At 74.0% G+C, this 16,632-nt stretch carries 18 protein-coding genes; 11 read left to right on the forward strand and 7 right to left on the reverse strand.

All coding sequences use genetic code 11. The annotated features are described in order from the left end of the window. Positions 1–40: 40 nt before the first annotated feature. A complete protein-coding gene (locus tag ACYVHU_RS10960; RefSeq protein ID WP_498948259.1) occupies positions 41–208 on the reverse strand; it encodes a DUF397 domain-containing protein in 168 nt (55 codons plus the stop codon). A gap of 209 nt (positions 209–417) precedes the next feature. On the opposite strand from ACYVHU_RS10960, the gene ACYVHU_RS10965 reads away from it, so the two are divergent. Beyond that, complete coding sequence (locus ACYVHU_RS10965) at positions 418–663, forward strand: hypothetical protein (RefSeq protein ID WP_498948260.1); 246 nt, start codon at positions 418–420, stop codon at positions 661–663. Here ACYVHU_RS10965 and ACYVHU_RS10970 read toward each other — a convergent pair. Together ACYVHU_RS10970 and ACYVHU_RS10975 are read right to left on the reverse strand one after the other, a co-directional pair. After that, positions 635–2,353, reverse strand: coding sequence for a PP2C family protein-serine/threonine phosphatase (locus ACYVHU_RS10970; RefSeq protein ID WP_498948261.1), 1,719 nt, complete (start codon positions 2,351–2,353; stop codon positions 635–637). The two genes, ACYVHU_RS10965 and ACYVHU_RS10970, sit on opposite strands and share 29 nt — an antisense overlap. 210 nt (positions 2,354–2,563) lie before the next feature. Beyond that, positions 2,564–3,439, reverse strand: a complete 876-nt coding sequence (locus tag ACYVHU_RS10975; protein ID WP_498948262.1) for a hypothetical protein — start codon at positions 3,437–3,439, stop codon at positions 2,564–2,566. Between the two features lie 312 nt (positions 3,440–3,751). On the opposite strand from ACYVHU_RS10975, the gene nirB reads away from it, so the two are divergent. The 4 genes from nirB to ACYVHU_RS10995 all read left to right on the forward strand — a co-directional run bounded on the left by nirB (position 3,752) and on the right by ACYVHU_RS10995 (position 8,543). Then, on the forward strand, positions 3,752–6,259 hold the full coding sequence (nirB, locus tag ACYVHU_RS10980) for a nitrite reductase large subunit NirB family protein (protein ID WP_498948263.1): 2,508 nt from the start codon (positions 3,752–3,754) through the stop codon (positions 6,257–6,259). A 3-nt stretch (positions 6,260–6,262) separates the two neighbouring features. Beyond that, on the forward strand, positions 6,263–6,634 hold the full coding sequence (gene nirD, locus ACYVHU_RS10985; RefSeq protein WP_078761313.1) for a nitrite reductase small subunit NirD: 372 nt from the start codon (positions 6,263–6,265) through the stop codon (positions 6,632–6,634). Beyond that, a complete protein-coding gene (locus ACYVHU_RS10990) occupies positions 6,631–7,794 on the forward strand; it encodes a uroporphyrinogen-III synthase (RefSeq protein ID WP_078761312.1) in 1,164 nt (387 codons plus the stop codon). The genes nirD and ACYVHU_RS10990 overlap by 4 nt, the downstream gene beginning before the upstream one ends. Before the next feature lie 62 nt (positions 7,795–7,856). Then, positions 7,857–8,543 (forward strand): sirohydrochlorin chelatase, encoded by a 687-nt coding sequence (locus ACYVHU_RS10995; RefSeq protein WP_235000892.1) that lies wholly within the window; start codon positions 7,857–7,859, stop codon positions 8,541–8,543. Positions 8,544–8,571: 28 nt separating this feature from the next. Here the strand turns inward: ACYVHU_RS10995 and ACYVHU_RS11000 are convergent, their stop codons facing one another. Continuing rightward, entirely contained in the window at positions 8,572–9,345 is a 774-nt protein-coding gene (locus ACYVHU_RS11000) for an SDR family NAD(P)-dependent oxidoreductase (protein WP_498948264.1), read from the reverse strand. Between the two features lie 157 nt (positions 9,346–9,502). Here ACYVHU_RS11000 and ACYVHU_RS11005 point away from each other — a divergent pair, with 157 nt between their 5' ends. After that, positions 9,503–10,381 (forward strand): hypothetical protein, encoded by an 879-nt coding sequence (locus ACYVHU_RS11005; RefSeq protein ID WP_498948265.1) that lies wholly within the window; start codon positions 9,503–9,505, stop codon positions 10,379–10,381. 105 nt (positions 10,382–10,486) lie between these two features. Here ACYVHU_RS11005 and ACYVHU_RS11010 read toward each other — a convergent pair whose 3' ends face one another. Further along, on the reverse strand, positions 10,487–10,756 hold the full coding sequence (locus ACYVHU_RS11010) for a hypothetical protein (protein ID WP_144390054.1): 270 nt from the start codon (positions 10,754–10,756) through the stop codon (positions 10,487–10,489). After that, entirely contained in the window at positions 10,692–10,934 is a 243-nt protein-coding gene (locus ACYVHU_RS11015) for a hypothetical protein (RefSeq protein WP_078761310.1), read from the reverse strand. Before ACYVHU_RS11015 ends, ACYVHU_RS11010 begins: the two co-directional genes overlap by 65 nt. Positions 10,935–11,144: 210 nt before the next feature. Here ACYVHU_RS11015 and ACYVHU_RS11020 point away from each other — a divergent pair, with 210 nt between their 5' ends. The 3 genes from ACYVHU_RS11020 (at position 11,145) to ACYVHU_RS11030 (ending at position 13,163) form a co-directional block, all read left to right on the forward strand. Further along, positions 11,145–11,618 (forward strand): carboxymuconolactone decarboxylase family protein, encoded by a 474-nt coding sequence (locus tag ACYVHU_RS11020; protein ID WP_078761309.1) that lies wholly within the window; start codon positions 11,145–11,147, stop codon positions 11,616–11,618. A gap of 424 nt (positions 11,619–12,042) precedes the next feature. Further along, positions 12,043–12,210, forward strand: coding sequence for a hypothetical protein (locus ACYVHU_RS11025; RefSeq protein ID WP_159457247.1), 168 nt, complete (start codon positions 12,043–12,045; stop codon positions 12,208–12,210). Between the two features lie 53 nt (positions 12,211–12,263). Continuing rightward, positions 12,264–13,163, forward strand: a complete 900-nt coding sequence (locus ACYVHU_RS11030; RefSeq protein ID WP_078761308.1) for an alpha/beta fold hydrolase — start codon at positions 12,264–12,266, stop codon at positions 13,161–13,163. Positions 13,164–13,626: 463 nt separating this feature from the next. Here the strand turns inward: ACYVHU_RS11030 and ACYVHU_RS11035 are convergent, their stop codons facing one another. Further along, the gene (locus ACYVHU_RS11035; RefSeq protein ID WP_078761307.1) at positions 13,627–14,292 is read right to left on the reverse strand and encodes a DUF5701 family protein; all 666 of its coding nucleotides are present in this window, start codon (positions 14,290–14,292) and stop codon (positions 13,627–13,629) included. A gap of 98 nt (positions 14,293–14,390) precedes the next feature. On the opposite strand from ACYVHU_RS11035, the gene ACYVHU_RS11040 reads away from it, so the two are divergent. Both ACYVHU_RS11040 and ACYVHU_RS11045 read left to right on the forward strand, forming a co-directional pair. After that, positions 14,391–15,110, forward strand: coding sequence for a TetR/AcrR family transcriptional regulator (locus tag ACYVHU_RS11040; protein ID WP_078761306.1), 720 nt, complete (start codon positions 14,391–14,393; stop codon positions 15,108–15,110). A gap of 266 nt (positions 15,111–15,376) precedes the next feature. After that, a complete protein-coding gene (locus ACYVHU_RS11045) occupies positions 15,377–16,621 on the forward strand; it encodes a cytochrome P450 family protein (RefSeq protein ID WP_498948267.1) in 1,245 nt (414 codons plus the stop codon). Positions 16,622–16,632 lie beyond the last annotated feature (11 nt).

The following is a 16,632-nucleotide window of genomic DNA, read 5'->3' on the forward strand; positions in this document are numbered from 1 at the left end:
ACCGGCGGTCACTGGCAGGGAGGCTAGAACTCCTCTTGGTTCAGCTTCTCGCGGTGAGGGAGTCCTTCCAAGCTCCGGCTGGGAAGTCGATGTGACCCAGTCGGCGGTTCTGGGTATCGCGGACGCTGACCACATCGGGGGTCTCGCGGACCCCCACGCACTCGTTGTTACCGCTGCTGTGGGAAGACGAGTGCCACTCGGCGGTCATGCGATCTCACCTCTCACTTGCTTCACCAATTCCAGGGACGTGATGGGTGTGAGGGCCCATGACATCTGTTCTCCGAAGACAACGCTCACGCGTCTGACCTCGTCGCGCTAGTCGATGATCAAGCCCTCCCGAAGCATGCTCGGCGTAGGCCAACGGCAGTTGGTCCTCGAACGAGATGATTCTGAACGGGCCCGTGCATCGTGTCCGCGATGGAGGAGGTCGCCGCGGACGCGACCACAGAGGCGCTGTGCCGGAGCGAGGCCGAACGCCGGGCCGAGATCGAGGGCAGGCTGAGCTGGGCGCTGGAGGAGGTCGAACGGCTGCGCGGGGAGACCCCGGGCAAGGGCATCGACTCGGCCGCCCCTGACCAGGCCCGCCCGACGGGACCGGGCTCGCCCCACACCGGCCACCCGGCCGCGCACCTCCTCAGGAGGTCGGGATGCGCGCGGCGATGAGGGTGATGTCGTCGCGCGGGTCGCCGAGCTCACCGGCCAGTCCGGCGCACAACTCGTCCAACGGCCACTCGTGGTGGAGGGCGGCGTACCCGCGCAGGCGGGTCATCCCGGTGTCGAGGTCCTGGACGCGCGACTCCACCAGCCCGTCGGTGTAGAGCAGGAGGGTCGAGCCGGGCGCCAGCACCATCTCGGCGGTGGGCCGAGGAGCCTCGGGCAGCGCGCCGAGGAGCGGGGCGTGCCCGCCGGAGAGGTGGCGGGCACGGCCGTTGCCGGAGACCAGCAGGGGCGGTGGATGCCCGGCCACCGACCACGACAGCCGCCAGGCCCCCTCGGCGGCGGGCCGCAACCGGGCGAAGACGGCGGTGGCCGAGTCCGCCAGCGCAAGATGGTCCTGGGCGCGGTCCAAGCGTCTCAGGATGGTGCCGGGATCGTCGTGGGGGCGGTCGACGGCCAGGGCCCGCAACATGCTGCGCAGTTCGCTCATGCGCGAGGCCGCCTGGATGTCGTGTCCCGTGACGTCCCCGATGATCAGGGCCAGGTCGCCGCCGGGCAGGGGGAAGGCGTCATACCAGTCGCCGCCGACCTCGGCGGCGTGGCTGGCGGGCCGGTAGTGCGCGCTCAGCTCCAGACCCGGATGGGCGGGCAGGTCGGTGAGCAGCGCGCGTTGCAGGGTGGCGGCGATGTCGGCCTGCCCCGCGTGCAGGCGGGCGTTGTCCAGGCCGAGCGTGGCGCGGCGGGCGATCTCCTCGGCCAGGGAGAGGTCGGCCTCGTCGAAGGGGCGCTCCCCGGGGGCGCGGGTCAACGTCAGCGTCCCGAGCGTCGCCAGGCGCGTCCTCAGCGGGACGACCAGTGCCTGGTCCGCGCCCAGCCCGGTCAGCATCGCGGCGGTGGCCCGCTCCAGCGCGTCGGCGTCCGGTGGGGGGACGAAGGGGGCGGTCAGATGGCGGGTGGGTCCTCCGGCCAGCACCTGCGCCACGACGGCCTTGGAGACCGGCCCGTGCCGCGGCAGATCGTCCTCCAAGGCGCTGGCGGGCACCCGGTCCGGGGCGCGGTGGGCCCAGGCCACGCGGTGCAGCTGGCCCGCGCTCGCAGCGAGGTCGACCAGCGCGGCGTCGGCGATCCGGGGGACCAGCAACCGGACCAGCCTGCGCAGCCCCTCCTCGGCGTCCAGGGTGCTGCTCAAGGCCACGGTCAGCTCGCCGAGCCAGCTGGTCTCGGCCAGGTTGGACTCGGCCCGCTCCCGCAGCGCCTCGCTGTGGGCGTAGCGGTGCGCGCGTTGCTCCTCCCAGTCCCGCCGTGCGGCGTCGTCGTGGAAGAGCACCACGGCTCCCTCGCCCGAGGGCAGCGGCGTGGCCGTCCACCACACGGGCGACGCGGTGCCGTCGGAGCGCAACAGCACGGCGCGGTCGCCGCTGACGCCGTGGCCGTCGGCGAGCTCCTCCAGGATCGGCCGCTGTTCCGGCAGCCCGTGGTCACCCCCGGGAGGGGGGTTGAGGAGGCGGTGGGCGTCCTTTCCCAGCAGCGCGCCAGGGGGGTAGCCCAGGTGACGTTCCGCCCACGGATTGCAGGCGATGATCCTCCCCGCGGCGTCGACGACGTAGACCCCGGCCCCCAGCTCGGTGAACAACACCGACAGTAGGTGCGCGTCCACCGGCGGAAGCGGGCCGCCGCCCGTCTGATCGCCCCCCATGTGTCCTATTCTGCCCGGGGGGTCGAGGAAGGATGTACGCAGGCCGCGCGCTCGCGGCCGCTCCCCCAGGGGGACCCCCGTCGGGGGTGCGGCCGGGCCGAGGCCGAGCGCACCGCGACGCCCGGCCACCGGGACGTTTCGAGGTTCGCTCCCTAGGGGCGTGGAAGGGCCGCCCCGCCTCGGACCTTCCGTGTCACCGCCCGTCTCCCCTCACGCCAGGAGGACGAAGGTGACGCCGATGACCCACACCAGGATCAGGACCACGCCGAGGACCACCATGAAGACCGTCCAGCCGAGATGGGTCCGGGACAGCGGGATGGAGGCCCGGGCCGGGTCGAGCGGATCGTAGGTGACGTCGACCGGACCAGAGCCCTCCAGCCACATGGACGCGGAGGCGAAACCACGCGACCGCACCTGGCTCAGGGAGCGGCCCTCGACCGTCCGATAGCTCAGCACGGGGGTGTACAGCACGTTGCCGCCAAAAGCCCTGGTCACCCGGTCACAGTGGCCGGCGACGGTGACACCGCGGCGGCGCAGCACCACAAGGTCGCGGACCAGCCAGACCCAGCAGAACCACACCAGGCCCACGCCCGCCGGCCCCGTCCAGGAGATCGGCCCCAGGACCAGCCACGCTGTGCCCGGATCGCCGCTGAAGGCGCCCAGGGCCACGAGCAGGGCGACGTAGACGGCCACCGCGCCGGCGACGCGCGCTCGGCGGCGGTGCCGCGGATCCGTGGCGCGCTCCCGGGTCTCCACCTCCACCGGCGCGTGCCCGTCGGCGACGGTCCCCCGCGCGCGCAGGGCCCGCTGGAGGCTGCCGGCGAAGGCGGCGGCCGCGTTGGCGCTGCGGCACGAGAGCACGATCTCGGCGCCGAGACCGTGCCGGGCGGCGCGGCCGTCCCCGCTCAGTCCGATCCGCACCGTCGTGTCCGCGTCCACGGTGACGAGACGCATCGCGCGCACCGGCACGGTCCACGTGTTCCGCCCCCGGACGAGCCGCAACCGCTCCCCGTCGAAACGCGCGGTGAAGCCGCGCCCGGAAACCACGATCTCGGGTTCGTCGGCCACCGGCCGATCATGTGACATGCCGGGATCGTAGCGATGGAGGCGGCCGGTGCGAAGACGTCGAGGCCGGCCGGGCGGCGCGGCCGGGGCGTGCCGGTCGCGCACGGCTCCACCCCCGAGGCGGGACCCCCGTCGCCGGCGCGGGACCACCGTTGTCTCCGGCCCCGCCGGATCACACCCCCCTCAACTGCGGTGACAGGACAACGAAACGTGGCCGTCACGGAAGGCTGACGGCGGTGAAACACCGACCCGCTTCCCTGGACCCACCGAAACCTGTTCGGGACGCGGCGTCGCGGCCCCCGAGTCGAGCACCGCTAGGAGAACCATCCGGCTATGAGACAACTCGTCGTCATCGGAAACGGCATGGTCGGCCACCGTCTCGTCGAGGCGGTGCGCGACCGGGACACCGACGGCACCTGGCACATCACCGTGCTGGCCGAGGAGTCCCGTCCCGCCTACGACCGGGTGGCCCTGTCGTCGTACTTCGACGGCGCCTGCGAGGAGGACCTGCGCCTGCCCGACCTGGTCCGCCGGGGAGGTGTGGACCTGAGGCTCGGCGAACCCGCCACGGCCATCGACCGGGCCGGACGGACCGTCACCACCCGCACCGGCGCCGTGGTCGGCTACGACGCGCTCGTCCTGGCCACGGGCTCCTCGGCGTTCGTACCACCGGTCCCCGGCCACGACCTGCCCGGTTGCCACGTCTACCGGACCCTGGACGACCTCGACGCGATCACCGCCTCCGCGCGAGACGCCCGTACCGGTGTCGTCATCGGCGGCGGCCTGCTGGGGCTGGAGGCGGCCAACGCGCTGCGCCTGCTCGGCGTGCGGGCCCACGTCGTCGAGCTGGCCCCCTGGTTGATGCCCGCCCAGATCGACGAAGGAGGCGGCGCCCTGCTGGGTGGCCTGATCGCCGAGACGGGGGTCACCGTGCACACCGGTGTCGGGGTCGAGGCGGTCGAGGCCGGCGCCGACGGCCGGGTCGCCCGGGTCAGGTTGGGCGAGCGTGAACTCGTCGCCGACATCGTGGTGTTCGCCGTGGGGATCCGGCCGCGCGACGAGCTGGCCCGCGCCGCCGGCCTGGAGGTCGGCCCGCGCGGCGGCGTCGTCGTCGACGAGGCGTGCCGCACCCTCGACGAGGCGATCTACGCGGTCGGCGAGTGCGCCCAGGCCGGTGGGACCGTCTACGGTCTGATCGCTCCCGGCAACGCGATGGCCGAGGTCGTCGCCGACCGCCTGCTCGGCGGCACCGCCGCGTTCACCGGCGCCGACACCTCCACCAAGCTCAAGCTGCTGGGCGTCGACGTCGCGAGCTTCGGCGACGCCCACGGCCGGACGCCGGGCGCGCTGGAGGTCGTGCTCAACGACGCGCCCGGCCGCCGTTACGCCAAGCTCGTGGTCTCCGACGACGCCCGCACGCTGCTGGGCGGCGTCCTCGTCGGCGACGCCACCGCCTACGCGGGGTTGCGCCCCCTCGTGGGACGCGAACTGCCCGGTGACCCGCTCGACCTCATCGCCCCGGGGCGCGAGGGCGGGGGGATCGGGGTGGGCGCGCTCCCCGACGACGCCCAGGTCTGCTCCTGCAACGCCGTCACCAAGGGCGCCCTGGTCACCGCCATCCACGACGGGGCCTGCGACGTGGCCGCGCTGAAGGGCTGCACCGGGGCCGGCACCAGCTGCGGCAGCTGCGTCCCCATGCTCAAGACGCTGCTGGCCGAGGCCGGGGTGGAACAGTCGCGGGCCCTGTGCGAGCACTTCGAGCAGTCCCGCGCCGAGTTGGTCGAGATCGTCACCGCGACCGGTGTCGTCACCTTCTCCGAGCTGATCGCCCGCTATGGCCGCGGCCGGGGCTGCGACGTCTGCAAACCGGCGGTCGCCTCGATCCTGGCCTCCCTCAACGGCGGCCACATCCTCGACGGCGAGCAGGCGGCCCTCCAGGACACCAACGACCACTTCCTCGCCAACATCCAGCGCAACGGCACCTACTCGGTGGTGCCGCGCATCCCCGGCGGGGAGATCACCCCCGACAAGCTCATCGTCATCGGGGAGGTCGCCCGCGACTTCGGGCTCTACACCAAGATCACCGGCGGTCAGCGCATCGACCTGCTCGGGGCCCGGGTCGAACAGCTCCCGGCGATCTGGCGGCGCCTGGTCGACGCCGGATTCGAGTCGGGGCACGCCTACGGCAAGTCCCTGCGCACGGTGAAGTCGTGTGTCGGCTCCACGTGGTGCCGCTACGGGGTGCAGGACTCCGTCGGGCTGGCGATCGAGCTGGAGCTGCGCTACCGGGGGCTGCGCGCCCCGCACAAGATCAAGGCCGGGGTGTCGGGGTGCGCGCGCGAATGCGCCGAGGCGCGCGGCAAGGACATCGGCGTCATCGCGACCGAGAAGGGGTGGAACCTCTACGTCGGCGGCAACGGCGGCTTCCGGCCCCGCCACGCCGACCTGCTCGTCTCCGACGTCGACCACGACACCCTCATCCGCTACATCGACCGGTTCCTGATGTTCTACGTGCGCACCGCCGACCGGTTGCAGCGCACCGCGGCCTGGATCGAGGCCATGGACGGAGGACTGGACCACCTGCGCGCCGTCGTCGTCGACGACGCGCTGGGCATCGCCGCGGACCTGGAGGCCGCCATGGCGCGCCACGTCACCGGATACGCCGACGAATGGCGCGGGGTCCTCGACGACCCCGACAAGCTGGCCCGGTTCGTCTCCTTCGCCAACGCCCCCGACGTCCCCGACCCGACGATCGCGTTCGAAACCGAGCGGGAGCAGCCCGTTCCCGCAGGACCCGTCACGCTGGGCATGCCCGTCCGGCGCCCGCACGCGGAGGTGTGACAGATGACCGTTTTGGCCCTGGACTCCGGTCTCACCTGGATCCCCGCCTGTCCCGCCGACCGGCTCACCCCCGAACGCGGCGTGGCCATCCTCCTGCCCGACGGCGGCCAGGTCGCGCTGTTCCGCACGTTCGACGGCGCGCTGTACGCCATCGACAACATCGACCCCTTCAGCCACGCCGCGGTGATGGCGCGCGGGATCGTCGGCGACCGCGATGGAGAGCCGACCGTGGCCTCGCCCATGCTCAAGCAGGTGTTCTCGCTGCGCACCGGGGTGTGCCTGGATGATCCATCGGTGCGCCAGGCCGTCCACACCGTCCGCGAGCGCGACGGGGTCGTCGAGGTCACCGTCCGGCCCAGCGGCGGGACGGCATGAGCCGCGCCCCGGCCTCCACGCCGGCGGCCCCCGTGCCCGAGGCGGGGACCGCCGGCGTCGAACCGCTGTCGGGGTACACCGTGGCGGTGACCGCCGCGCGTCGCGCCGAGGAGTTGAGCGCGCTGCTGCGACGCAAGGGCGCCGAGGTGGTGTGCGCGCCGGCCCTGCGCATCGTCCCGCTCAGCGACGACCGGCGGCTGATGGACGTCTCGCGCGAACTCGCCCACCGGCCCCCCGACGTCGTCGTGGCGACCACCGGTATCGGCTTTCGCGGCTGGGTGGAGGCGTGCGAGACGTGGGGACTGGCCGAACCGCTGCTGGCGGGGATGCGCGGCTCGCGGCTGCTGGCACGCGGTCCCAAGGCCAAGGGGGCGATCCGCGCGGCCGGCCTCACCGAGGAGTGGTCGCCCCCCTCGGAGTCCTCCGCCGAGGTGCTGGACCACCTGCTCGCCACCGGTGTGGCGGGCCTGCGCATCGCGGTGCAGCTCCACGGCGAGCCTCTGCCCGACTTCTGCGCCACGCTGCGTCTGGCCGGCGCGGACGTCGTCGAGGTGCCCGTCTACCGTTGGACCACGCCCGACGACGTCGCGCCGTTGGACCGGCTCATCGACGCCGTCCTCACCGGCCAGGTCGACGCCGTGACGTTCACCAGCGCCCCGGCCGCTGCGGGGCTACTGCAACGGTCCCGGGCCAACGGCACCGAGGAGCGGCTGGTCGGCGCGTTGCGGGGTGAGGTGCTGGCCATGTGCGTCGGCCCGGTCACCGCGCGCCCGCTGATGATCCGGGGGATCCCCACCGTGTGGCCGGCGCGGGCCCGTATCGGCGCGCTGGTCAAACGGCTCGCGGACGAGCTCCCCGACGCCTCCCCGTCCCTGCCCGTGGCCGGCCACCTGGTGCGCTTGCGCGGACACGCGGTGTTGGTCGACGAGGAGCTACGGCCGGTCTCGCCCGCGCCGATGCGGGTGCTGCGCGAACTGGCCCGCCGTCCCGGCGAGGTCCGCGACCGCGCCGACCTGCTCGCCTCGCTGGGCGGCGACGCCGACGCGCACGCGGTGGAGACCGCGGTGGCCCGGTTGCGTTCGGCCCTGGGCGATCCCCGCATCATCCAGACCGTGGTCAAGCGCGGTTACCGGCTGGCGCTGGACCCGGGCGCGTGCTGACCGCCCCCGTCACCGGTTCGCGCCGCGGGGCCCGGACCGGCCAGGAACGTGAGGAGGGCCTTGTGCGCCCCACCCTGCTGCTCGCCGTGCACGGTACCCGTGATCCGGACGGCCTCGACGTCACCAGGGCCCTGGCCCGAGGTGTCCGGGAACGCGCCGGCGTCCCGGTGCGGCTGGCCTTCGCCGACGTGCGGGATCCGGACGTGGGCGACGTCGCCGCGACGATCAGCGGGCCGATCGTCGTCGTCCCCGCCTTCCTGGCCGCCGGCTACCACGTGCGGGTCGACATCCCCGGCCAACTCGCCCGGGTCGGACGCTTCGACGCGCGGATCACCGGCGCGCTGGGCGGTGACCCGCGGCTGGTGGCCGCGGCCGCGCGGCGGCTGCGCGAGGCCGGATGGCGCGCCCCCGACGCGGTGGTGCTGGCCGCCGCGGGATCGTCCGACCCCGGCGCGCTGGCCGAGGTGGCCGACGCGGCCGGGCGGCTGGCCGAGACGCTGGGGAGCCCCGTGCGCACCGGCTACATCGCCACCGGGACGCCGACCGTCGCGCAGACCGTCGCGGCCCTGCGGGCCGAGGGGCACCGGCGTGTGGCGATCGCCTCCTGGCTCCTCGCCCCCGGCCTGTTCCATCAGCGCCTGGCCGGTGCCGGAGCCGACCTGGTCGCCGGGCCGCTGTGCCCCGACAGTGGCGTGGCCGCCGCCGTCGTGGCCCGCTACCGGGAGGCGGTGGCCCCGGCCCGGGTGTGATCCGCCGCCGGCCGCAGCATCCAGGGCGTCACAGGGCGTGGCCGCCGGCGACCTGGAGCACCTGGCCGGTGACCCAGCGGGCCTGACGTGAGGCGAGGAAGACCACGGCGTCGGCGATGTCGTCGGGTTCGCCGACACGTCCCAGGGGGACGATCGCGCGGACCTCCTCGATCGCCTCCGGTCCGATCCAACCGGTCTGGACCGGGCCGGGGGCGACCGCGTTGACCCTGATCCCCGAGGAGGCCAGGTCCAGTGCCGCGGCGCGGGTGAACGCCTCCAGGGCCGCCTTGGAGGTGCCGTAGCCGATCTGGCCGGGGAAGGCCCGGGCGGCGTCGGTGGACACGTTGACCACGCACGCCCCCTCCTCGGGGGCGCGTCGGGCGAGCTCGGCGGTGAGCAGCGCGGGGGCGATGGCGTTGACCCGGTAGTGGCGCTCCAGACCGTCCGCGGTGAGCGCGTCCACGGTGTCGGGGCTCTCGCAGTGGGCGGCGTTGTTCACCAGCACCCGCACCGGCCCCAGCCGCTCCCCGACCGCCTCGAACAGCCGGCGGGGCGCGTCGGCCTCGGACAGGTCGGCCGCGACCGCGATCCCGCCCAGTTCGGCGGCCAGCGCGTGGGCGTCCTCCGCCTCGGGGAAGACGTGCTCCCAGCGAACCCCGCGCGGGGGGCGCGGGGGCGTGGCCAGGTGGTGGACGGCGACCTTGGCCCCTTGGGCGGCGAAGGCCCGCGCGATGGCCGCGCCGATCCCTCCGGCGGCTCCGGTCACCAAGACGACGCTTCCCGAAAGTCCCGTGTCGATCATGGCCGCAGCCTGGCGCATCCGACCGGCGAGGGGCAACGGGATAACCGGGTGGGCCCGGAGGGAGAAAACGGGTGGGCCGTGTCGGAGTCGGGCACTACCGTCGTGGTCGTCCCGTGTGGCACATGGTGCCGCGCCGCCCCCGGAGGGAGAGAGACAGATGGCCTTCGAGAACGGTCTCGCCGCGGCCCGCCCGCTACGAGGTGTGCACGTCGACCACGAGCGGCGTTCCCCGGCGGGGTGGGCTCGGATCGAGTTCGTCATCGACTTCGATCCCCTGCCCTCGGGCGAGGACGAGCGGCTGCACCTTCGGATGGGCGCGGACTCCGCAGGCGGGCACCCGCTCGCGGACAGGCTGGCCACGGCCCTGAAACAGGAGATGTACGACATCTGGTGGAACGAGGTCCTGCCCTGCCCCGTCCACGCCGTGCTGCGGCACTGCGCGTGGGAGGAGGAGGGGGCCGACCGCGCCTTCCTCGGCACCCTCACCGACATCGCGGCCCGGCTCGCCGTGGAGGAGGCGGTGCGGGCGCTACGCGAGGAGCGGCCACCGCGTCCGGTGGGACGCCGTCGGGTGGCACCGCCCCCGCCGTTGCCCCGGGCCGTCCACGGCGTGCACGTCCGCCATGTCATTCAGACGGCCTGCCCCGCGGAGGTCGCCCTGGCCTGGGCCGACATGCTCCCCTTGGCGGCCGGGGCCGACAGCGAGTACCAGTTCGTCGTGGACCTGCCGGAGGGGCGACGGTCCAGGGGCGGCCCGCTCCCCGCCGAGTTCGCCGAGGCGTTCGGAGCGGGCGTGTTCGAGGCGTGGGAGCGGGTCGGGGCCGGCCGGCCCCCCTACGCGGCCCGGGTGGTGTTGCGCGACGCCGCCTGGCACGAGTACGACTCCCACACGCGCTCCTTCCACCGGGCCGGGGCCATGGCCGGGATGGAGACGCTGCGCTGTATCGAGGAGGGGCGGGAACCGCGCCCGGTCGGACGCGGCGCGCGCAGGCGGCTCAGCGGGGGCGATTCCGGATCGGGGACGTCGCCCCGCTGAGCCGCCCGCGCGGCCGGCCGCGTCCCCGGCCCGACCGCGCGGTGCGCGGGCGGCAGGTCGTCTCGGGGAGCCCGCCCAACGCCCCTCCGCTTCGCCCCGGCGCGCTCACGGGAGGGGGCAGTGGCGGGGGCGTACGGCGACCACCCGCACGTGGTCGAGGTAGAGGGTCACCACCGCCTCGGCCGAGTCGGTGAGCACCACACCGTGGAAGGGCAGCGGGCCGATACCGCCGGGCAGGTAGGGGTCGACGACCGTCATCGGATCGGCGGCCCCGGCCAGGTCCAAGAGCACCTCCGACAGCGCGGCCCGGTCAGGGGGCGCCAGCGCCCGGATCTGCCTCTGGGCCAGAGGCTCGAACGTGACCGGCCGTATCACCCTCGTCCTCTCCGTCGTCGAACAGGGCCGACCACTGTCGCCGCCACTCCTCGGGGTCGGTGGCGTGGATCGTGACCGACCCGGCGGGCGCGGAGGCGCCGCGGACCAGCCGGCCGTAGGAGGCGTCCACGGCCTGGGCCAGCTCGGCGTCGCTGATGCGGTGTTCGGATGCGCTCATGTGCGGCCTCCTCACGCTGCGTTGCTCCCCCACTGTACGCACTCCCGCCCGGCGCCGCCGAGTCCTCCTCGGTCATCGATTCCCCCGAATCCGTCCGGGCGGATTCGGGGAGAAGGGCGGTGAGACGCGCGTCACTTTCACCCCTGTCACATCTCACCGGGCTACGTCGTCATCGGTATGTCATCACCGGCAAGGGCAGAGGAGCCCACCATGAAAGCTCGCTTGAACCTCTTCGACAACCCGAACTCGGCCAAGATCACGAAGTACCTCTCCTCGGCGAACAGGGTGCTCTCGGAGTCGACCCTGCCGGCCTCGACGCAGGAACTGGTGAAGATCCGCGCCAGCCAGATCAACGGCTGCGGATTCTGCACCGACATGCACACCAAGGAGGCCGCGCACGCCGGGGAGACCTCGCTACGTCTCAACCTGGTCGCGGCCTGGCGGGAGGCCGAGGTCTTCACCGACGCCGAACGCGCCGCCCTGGAGCTGGTGGAGCAGGGCACCCGCATCGCCGACGCCGCCGGTGGCGTCACGGACGAGGCGTGGGCTGATGCCGCCGCGCACTACGACGAGGACCAGCTCGCCGCCCTGGTGGCGCTCATCGCCCTCATCAACGCCTTCAACCGCCTGAACGTCATCGTCCGGCAGCCCGCCGGCGACTACCAGATCGGGCAGTTCGGGTAGCGGACACGGCCGGGCGGCACAGCGGACACCGCCCCGTGACCGGCCGGGAGGCGGCGGGGCGCCAGGGGCGTCCCGCCGCCTCCCGGCGCGCTCGGCCGGCGCCCCGGCCAAGCGCGCCGAGACGCCGCGGCGAGGGCGGGGCGCGAAGAAACCCGGGCGAGGGGGCCGCAGGGTCAGGCGCTTCACCCGGGCCCGCCTCTCCCCTTCCCCGGCAGGCGGGCGACGGGACACCGCCCGAGGAGGACGTCGCCGTCACGGCGCGCTCATGGGGCCGCGGCACGCGGGGGCGGACTCCGCCGTTGCCGCGATCCGGTGGGGCGCGGCCGGAAGACGAGGATGGCCGGATCCCGCCACATCGTGGTCACCTCCCGTCCCCTCTGCTATGGCAGGGTGTGAGGCGTCATCTCCGCCTGAAAGGGGCGTCATGTTCGACATCGCGGTCACGGCCGTCATCGTGGTGCTCCTCGTGGGCTTCCTCGTGGTTCTCATCGGGGGCCTGCGCGGCCGGAGCCGGAACGCCGGCGACGGCGTTCCCGTCTTCGGTGCCGACCACGGCGGCTCCGACGGGAGCGGGGGAGGCGACGCCTCCTAAAGCCGTGTCCGGCCCGTGGTCTCACCCCGGGAACAGGAAGGGAAGAGGAGAGGATGAGCGAGGCGCGCACGTGTCGTGTCGTCGCCGGTGACGGCCTGCCGCTCCACGTCCGCTGTCAGGGGGACCCGCAGGCTCCCACGGTCGTCTGCGTCCACGGATACCCCGACGACTCCACGCTGTGGGACGGCGTGGCCGGGCTCCTGCGCGACCGCTACCACGTCGTCGCCTACGACGTCCGGGGAGCGGGCCGCTCCCCGGCCCCACGCGAGCGCAACGGATACCACCTGGACCGCCTCGCCGAGGACCTGCTCCGAGTCGCCGACACGGTGAGCCCCGACCGGCCCGTCCACGTCCTGGCGCACGATTGGGGATCGATCCAGTCCTGGCACGCCGTGACCGAGGAGCACGCCCACCACCGGTTCGCCTCGTTCACCTCGGTGTCGGGGCCCTGCCTGGACCATGTCGCCCACTGGATGCGCGCGCAAGCGCGCGGGGGGCTCCACGCCCGATGGGAGCTGGCCGTGCAGCGGCTCCTGTCCGGCTACATCGTCTTTTTCCACCTGAGGCCGTTGCCCGAACTCGCCTGGCTGACCGGGATCGGCGGCCCGGTCCTGTCCCTGCTGGAGCGGGTCGGCGAGCACGAGGCCCCCTCGCACGGGCGGGCGCTGCGCGACCTGCTCAATGGGCTGGGGTTGTACCGCGCGAACGTGCGCGAGCGCCTGCGCGCCCCGCAGGAACGGCGTACCCCCGTCCTGGTCCAGGTGCTCGCCCCGGCGCACGACGTCTTCGTCACCGCCGCGATGCAGGGCGCCGTGCGGCGGTGGGCGCCGAACTCCCGTGTCGTGCGCGTCCCCGGAGGCCATTGGATGCCGCGCGCCCGTCCCGAGGTCGTCGCCCGCCACACGATCGACCTCGTCTCCTCCGTCGAGGCGGGCAGGGGCGTGGGCGGCTGAGCCCGCTCTTTCCGGGGCCGGCCGTGGGGCGGGGCGGCCGTCCCGATCGATGCCGGCTGCGCACCGGTGGGGGCGCTGCCCCCTCGGACGGGCCTCAACATCCCGCCCGTCGCCGGTGTGAGCGCCATGGCGCGGGGGCCGTGACGCGGGCCGGCGCCGCGATCCGGCGGGCGGCGGCGAAGGCCACCGTCTGGACCTCCCTGTTCGGTATCGGCTTCATCGTGACGGCCACCTGCACGCTCCCGGCCCGTGGCCCGACACGCCTGAGACGCCGCCTCCGCGCTGCTGGGCGGGAGGTTCCTGCTTCGGGTGCCCTGGTGTCGCCGCTGACGGGACCTTCGGCGCGAAGGGCGGCCCCAGGGCCGTCATCATGCCGGTCGCCCCGCCCCCGGCGGAAGGACATCCGCCCGCTGAGGGGGTTCCGCCGCGCCCCGGCTCCCCGGCCGGGGCGCGGAAGAGCGCCTCAGGCCGCGGCGCGCCGCGCGGCCGATGCCATGCCGAGCCAGGTGTGCGGGTTGCCCGCCCAGCACCAGCCCAGCTTGGGCGCCCGTTGACTGATCCAGATCGCGGGTACCCGACGGTCGCCGCACCGGGATCCGGCCAGGGAGAAGCAGCGGTTCTTCTCCAGGGCGTCGGGATGGTGGGTGACCAGGGCGATGCCCTCTTCGATGGTCAGCGTGCTGCGGCCCCGCTGGGCGATGGTGGCCATGGCGTCCTCGGGAACGGCGCCGCAGAACTCCTCGCCGCGCTCCACGTCGAACAGCAGGTAGGCGCGCTCGTCCGGTGGCCGCGTCGCGTCGGTGGGGACGAACCGTTCGATGGCACCGGGTTCGTAGAGGCGGTCGACGAAGCCGGCCTTGGAGCCGCGGGCCAGCGTGGTGCGCGACATCGCCCACTCGATGGGCGCGAGGGCGCGGGTGAGGACCACGACGAACGGCGCGCGTCCCGGGGCGGGCGGGCGCAGGGACGCGCCGTGGGCGACGGCGGTGGCGCGCAGGGGGGCGAGCAGGGCGGTGAACGCCTCCGTGTCGAGCCCCGCGGCCTCGGGGTATCCCTTGGCGATGAGCGTGTCCACCTGACGGTCGAATTCGGCGCCGGCGTCGAACTCCGACGGGGGTCGTTCTTGCATGGTCGGTCCTCCCTCTCGTCTCCGGTCGCGAAGGCGTCCGCCTCGCTCTCGGCCGGCGAAACCTAGCCTCGGTACATATTTCGTGTCAACATATTTTTATGTCCGACCCAGGAAAACGCGATGGGGGGCGCGGCGGTTCCCGGCCCGGCGCAACGGCCGGCCTGCGCGAACAGAAGAAGAGGCAGACCCGGCAGGCCATCTCCGATACCGCCACCCGCATGTTCGTCGAACGGGGCTTCGAGAACGTGACGATCGCCGAGATCGCCGCCGCGGCCCAGGTCGCCAAGATGACGGTCACCAACTACTTCCCGCGCAAGGAGGATCTGGCCCTCGACCTGGGCGAGCAGTTCACCTCGGGGCTCGCCCGCGCCGTCGCCGAACGCGCTCCCGGCGAGTCCGCGCTGGACGCGCTGCACCGGTCCTTCCTCGCCGCCGTCGCCCGCCGCGACCCGGTCATCGGTTTCGCCGGCCCCGAGTTCACCCGCATGGTCGTCGACAGCCCCACCCTCATGGCGCGGCTGCGCGACTTCCACGACATCCGGGAGAACGCCCTGGCCGAGGCCCTGGCCGCCACGACGGGCACCGCCGGCGACGTCACCCCGCGCGCCGCGGCGGCCTTGCTGGCGGCGGCCCATCGGGTGCTGTTCGAGGAGACCGTCCGGCTCACCCTGCAAGGCCGCGGAGCCGACCGGATCGCCGCCGAGCTCACCAACGCGGCAGAGCGGATATTCGGTCTGCTGCGTCCCGCCCTGGGCGACTACGCCGTTCTCGACGGGGCGCGGGAGCGGCCGGGCCAGGGCGACGAACGCCGGTCCTGACGGGAATGTAACCGTCAGGGGCGCGGCTTCCTGTTCCTCCTCGTTTCTCCGCTTCGCCCGCAACCGGGGTTCGGGATCCGTCCCAACCGGTCCACCAGCGGCCTCCCCGCCCGTCCCCGCTTCCCGACCGCGCGCCATTGCCCCGGACCTGTGCCCGACGTAGAAACGGGGAAGCGTGCCGTCGGCACGGCCGTCCCTCCCGGCGAGGCGCGGCCGGCCACGCGCGCGTTCCACGGCACACGAGAACACGCCCTCCGGAGGCTCCGATGGACGCCGTCCCCCTCTCCCGCTGTCCCGTACTCGACCCCACCGCCACCGCGCCGCACGAGGAGGCCGCCGGGCTCCGCGCGCGGGGCCCGGCCGTACGGGTGGAGCTGCCCGGAGGGGTCATCGCCTGGTCGGTCACCCGGTACGACGTCATCAGGGCGCTCACCGCCGACCCCCGGGTCTCCCGCGACCCCTACCGGCACTGGCCCGGGCGGGCTCATGTGCCCGAGGGCTGGGCGCTGAGGACGGTCGCCCTGCAACGCAGCTTCGTCAACGCCTACGGCTCACAGCACCACGAGCGGCGTCGCCGCGTCTCCGTCTCCTTCTCGCCGCGAAGGGTCGAGGCGATGCGCCCACGCGTCCAGGCCACGGCCGAGGCCCTGGTCGACGGGATGGCCCGGCTCGCGCCGGGCGAGCGGACCGATCTGCGCCAGGCGCTGTCCCGCCCGCTCACCGTCACCGTCATCTGCGACCTGTTCGGCGTTCCCGAGGCGATGCGCGAACGCATCGCCGGCGGCGTCGACGCCATCCTCGACACCGCCGCCTCCCCCGAGCGCGCCCGGGCCAACCACGCCGAGCTCCAGGCCGGACTCATCGAGCTGCTGCGCCACAAGCGTCGCCACCCGGGCCCCGACCTCGTCGGCGACCTCCTCGCGCCGCACGGGGACGCCGGTCCCCTGCCGGAGCAGGAGGTGATCGACACCCTCTTCCTCATGCTCGGCGCCGGGTTCGAGACCGCGGTCAACCTCATCACCAGCGCCGTCCACGCCCTGCTGGCCCACCCCCGCCACGTGGACCTGGTGCGCGGGGGCGTCATCGGCTGGAACGACGTCATCGAGGAGACCCTGCGCCACGAGGGACCGGTGATGCACCTGCCGCTGCGCTACGCGGTGGAGGACATCGACCTGGGCGAGGGCGTCCTCATCCGCGGGGGCGACCCGATCCTCCTCGCCTTCGCCGCGGCGGGACGCGACCCGGCCGTGCACCCCACCGCCCCCGACGAGTTCGACCCCACCCGCGCCGACAAGCGGCACCTGGCCTTCGGCCACGGGACGCACTTCTGCCTGGGCGCCCACCTCGCCCGGTTGGAGACCGACATCGCCCTTCGGACGCTCTTCGGCCGCCTGCCCGCCGTCGCGCTCGCCGACCCCGGCCGATCGCCGGCCCGGGTCGCCTCCTTCATGGTCAACGGCCCCGACGAGCTGATCGTGGTCCCCCACCCGGTCACGGACAGGGCGGGGTGAGCGCGCCCGGC

This window comes from Marinactinospora endophytica (assembly GCF_054780875.1).

Excerpts from the sequence above, each read along its gene's own strand:
- ACYVHU_RS10960 (WP_498948259.1), bottom strand. The coding sequence starts at position 208 with ATGACCGCCGAGTGGCACTCGTCTTCCCACAGCAGCGGTAACAACGAG.
- ACYVHU_RS10965 (WP_498948260.1), top strand. The coding sequence starts at position 418 with ATGGAGGAGGTCGCCGCGGACGCGACCACAGAGGCGCTGTGCCGGAGC.
- ACYVHU_RS10970 (WP_498948261.1), bottom strand. The coding sequence starts at position 2,353 with ATGGGGGGCGATCAGACGGGCGGCGGCCCGCTTCCGCCGGTGGACGCG.
- ACYVHU_RS10975 (WP_498948262.1), bottom strand. The coding sequence starts at position 3,439 with ATGTCACATGATCGGCCGGTGGCCGACGAACCCGAGATCGTGGTTTCC.
- nirB (WP_498948263.1), top strand. The coding sequence starts at position 3,752 with ATGAGACAACTCGTCGTCATCGGAAACGGCATGGTCGGCCACCGTCTC.
- nirD (WP_078761313.1), top strand. The coding sequence starts at position 6,263 with ATGACCGTTTTGGCCCTGGACTCCGGTCTCACCTGGATCCCCGCCTGT.
- ACYVHU_RS10990 (WP_078761312.1), top strand. The coding sequence starts at position 6,631 with ATGAGCCGCGCCCCGGCCTCCACGCCGGCGGCCCCCGTGCCCGAGGCG.
- ACYVHU_RS11000 (WP_498948264.1), bottom strand. The coding sequence starts at position 9,345 with ATGATCGACACGGGACTTTCGGGAAGCGTCGTCTTGGTGACCGGAGCC.
- ACYVHU_RS11005 (WP_498948265.1), top strand. The coding sequence starts at position 9,503 with ATGGCCTTCGAGAACGGTCTCGCCGCGGCCCGCCCGCTACGAGGTGTG.
- ACYVHU_RS11015 (WP_078761310.1), bottom strand. The coding sequence starts at position 10,934 with ATGAGCGCATCCGAACACCGCATCAGCGACGCCGAGCTGGCCCAGGCC.
- ACYVHU_RS11020 (WP_078761309.1), top strand. The coding sequence starts at position 11,145 with ATGAAAGCTCGCTTGAACCTCTTCGACAACCCGAACTCGGCCAAGATC.
- ACYVHU_RS11025 (WP_159457247.1), top strand. The coding sequence starts at position 12,043 with ATGTTCGACATCGCGGTCACGGCCGTCATCGTGGTGCTCCTCGTGGGC.
- ACYVHU_RS11030 (WP_078761308.1), top strand. The coding sequence starts at position 12,264 with ATGAGCGAGGCGCGCACGTGTCGTGTCGTCGCCGGTGACGGCCTGCCG.
- ACYVHU_RS11035 (WP_078761307.1), bottom strand. The coding sequence starts at position 14,292 with ATGCAAGAACGACCCCCGTCGGAGTTCGACGCCGGCGCCGAATTCGAC.
- ACYVHU_RS11040 (WP_078761306.1), top strand. The coding sequence starts at position 14,391 with ATGTCCGACCCAGGAAAACGCGATGGGGGGCGCGGCGGTTCCCGGCCC.
- ACYVHU_RS11045 (WP_498948267.1), top strand. The coding sequence starts at position 15,377 with ATGGACGCCGTCCCCCTCTCCCGCTGTCCCGTACTCGACCCCACCGCC.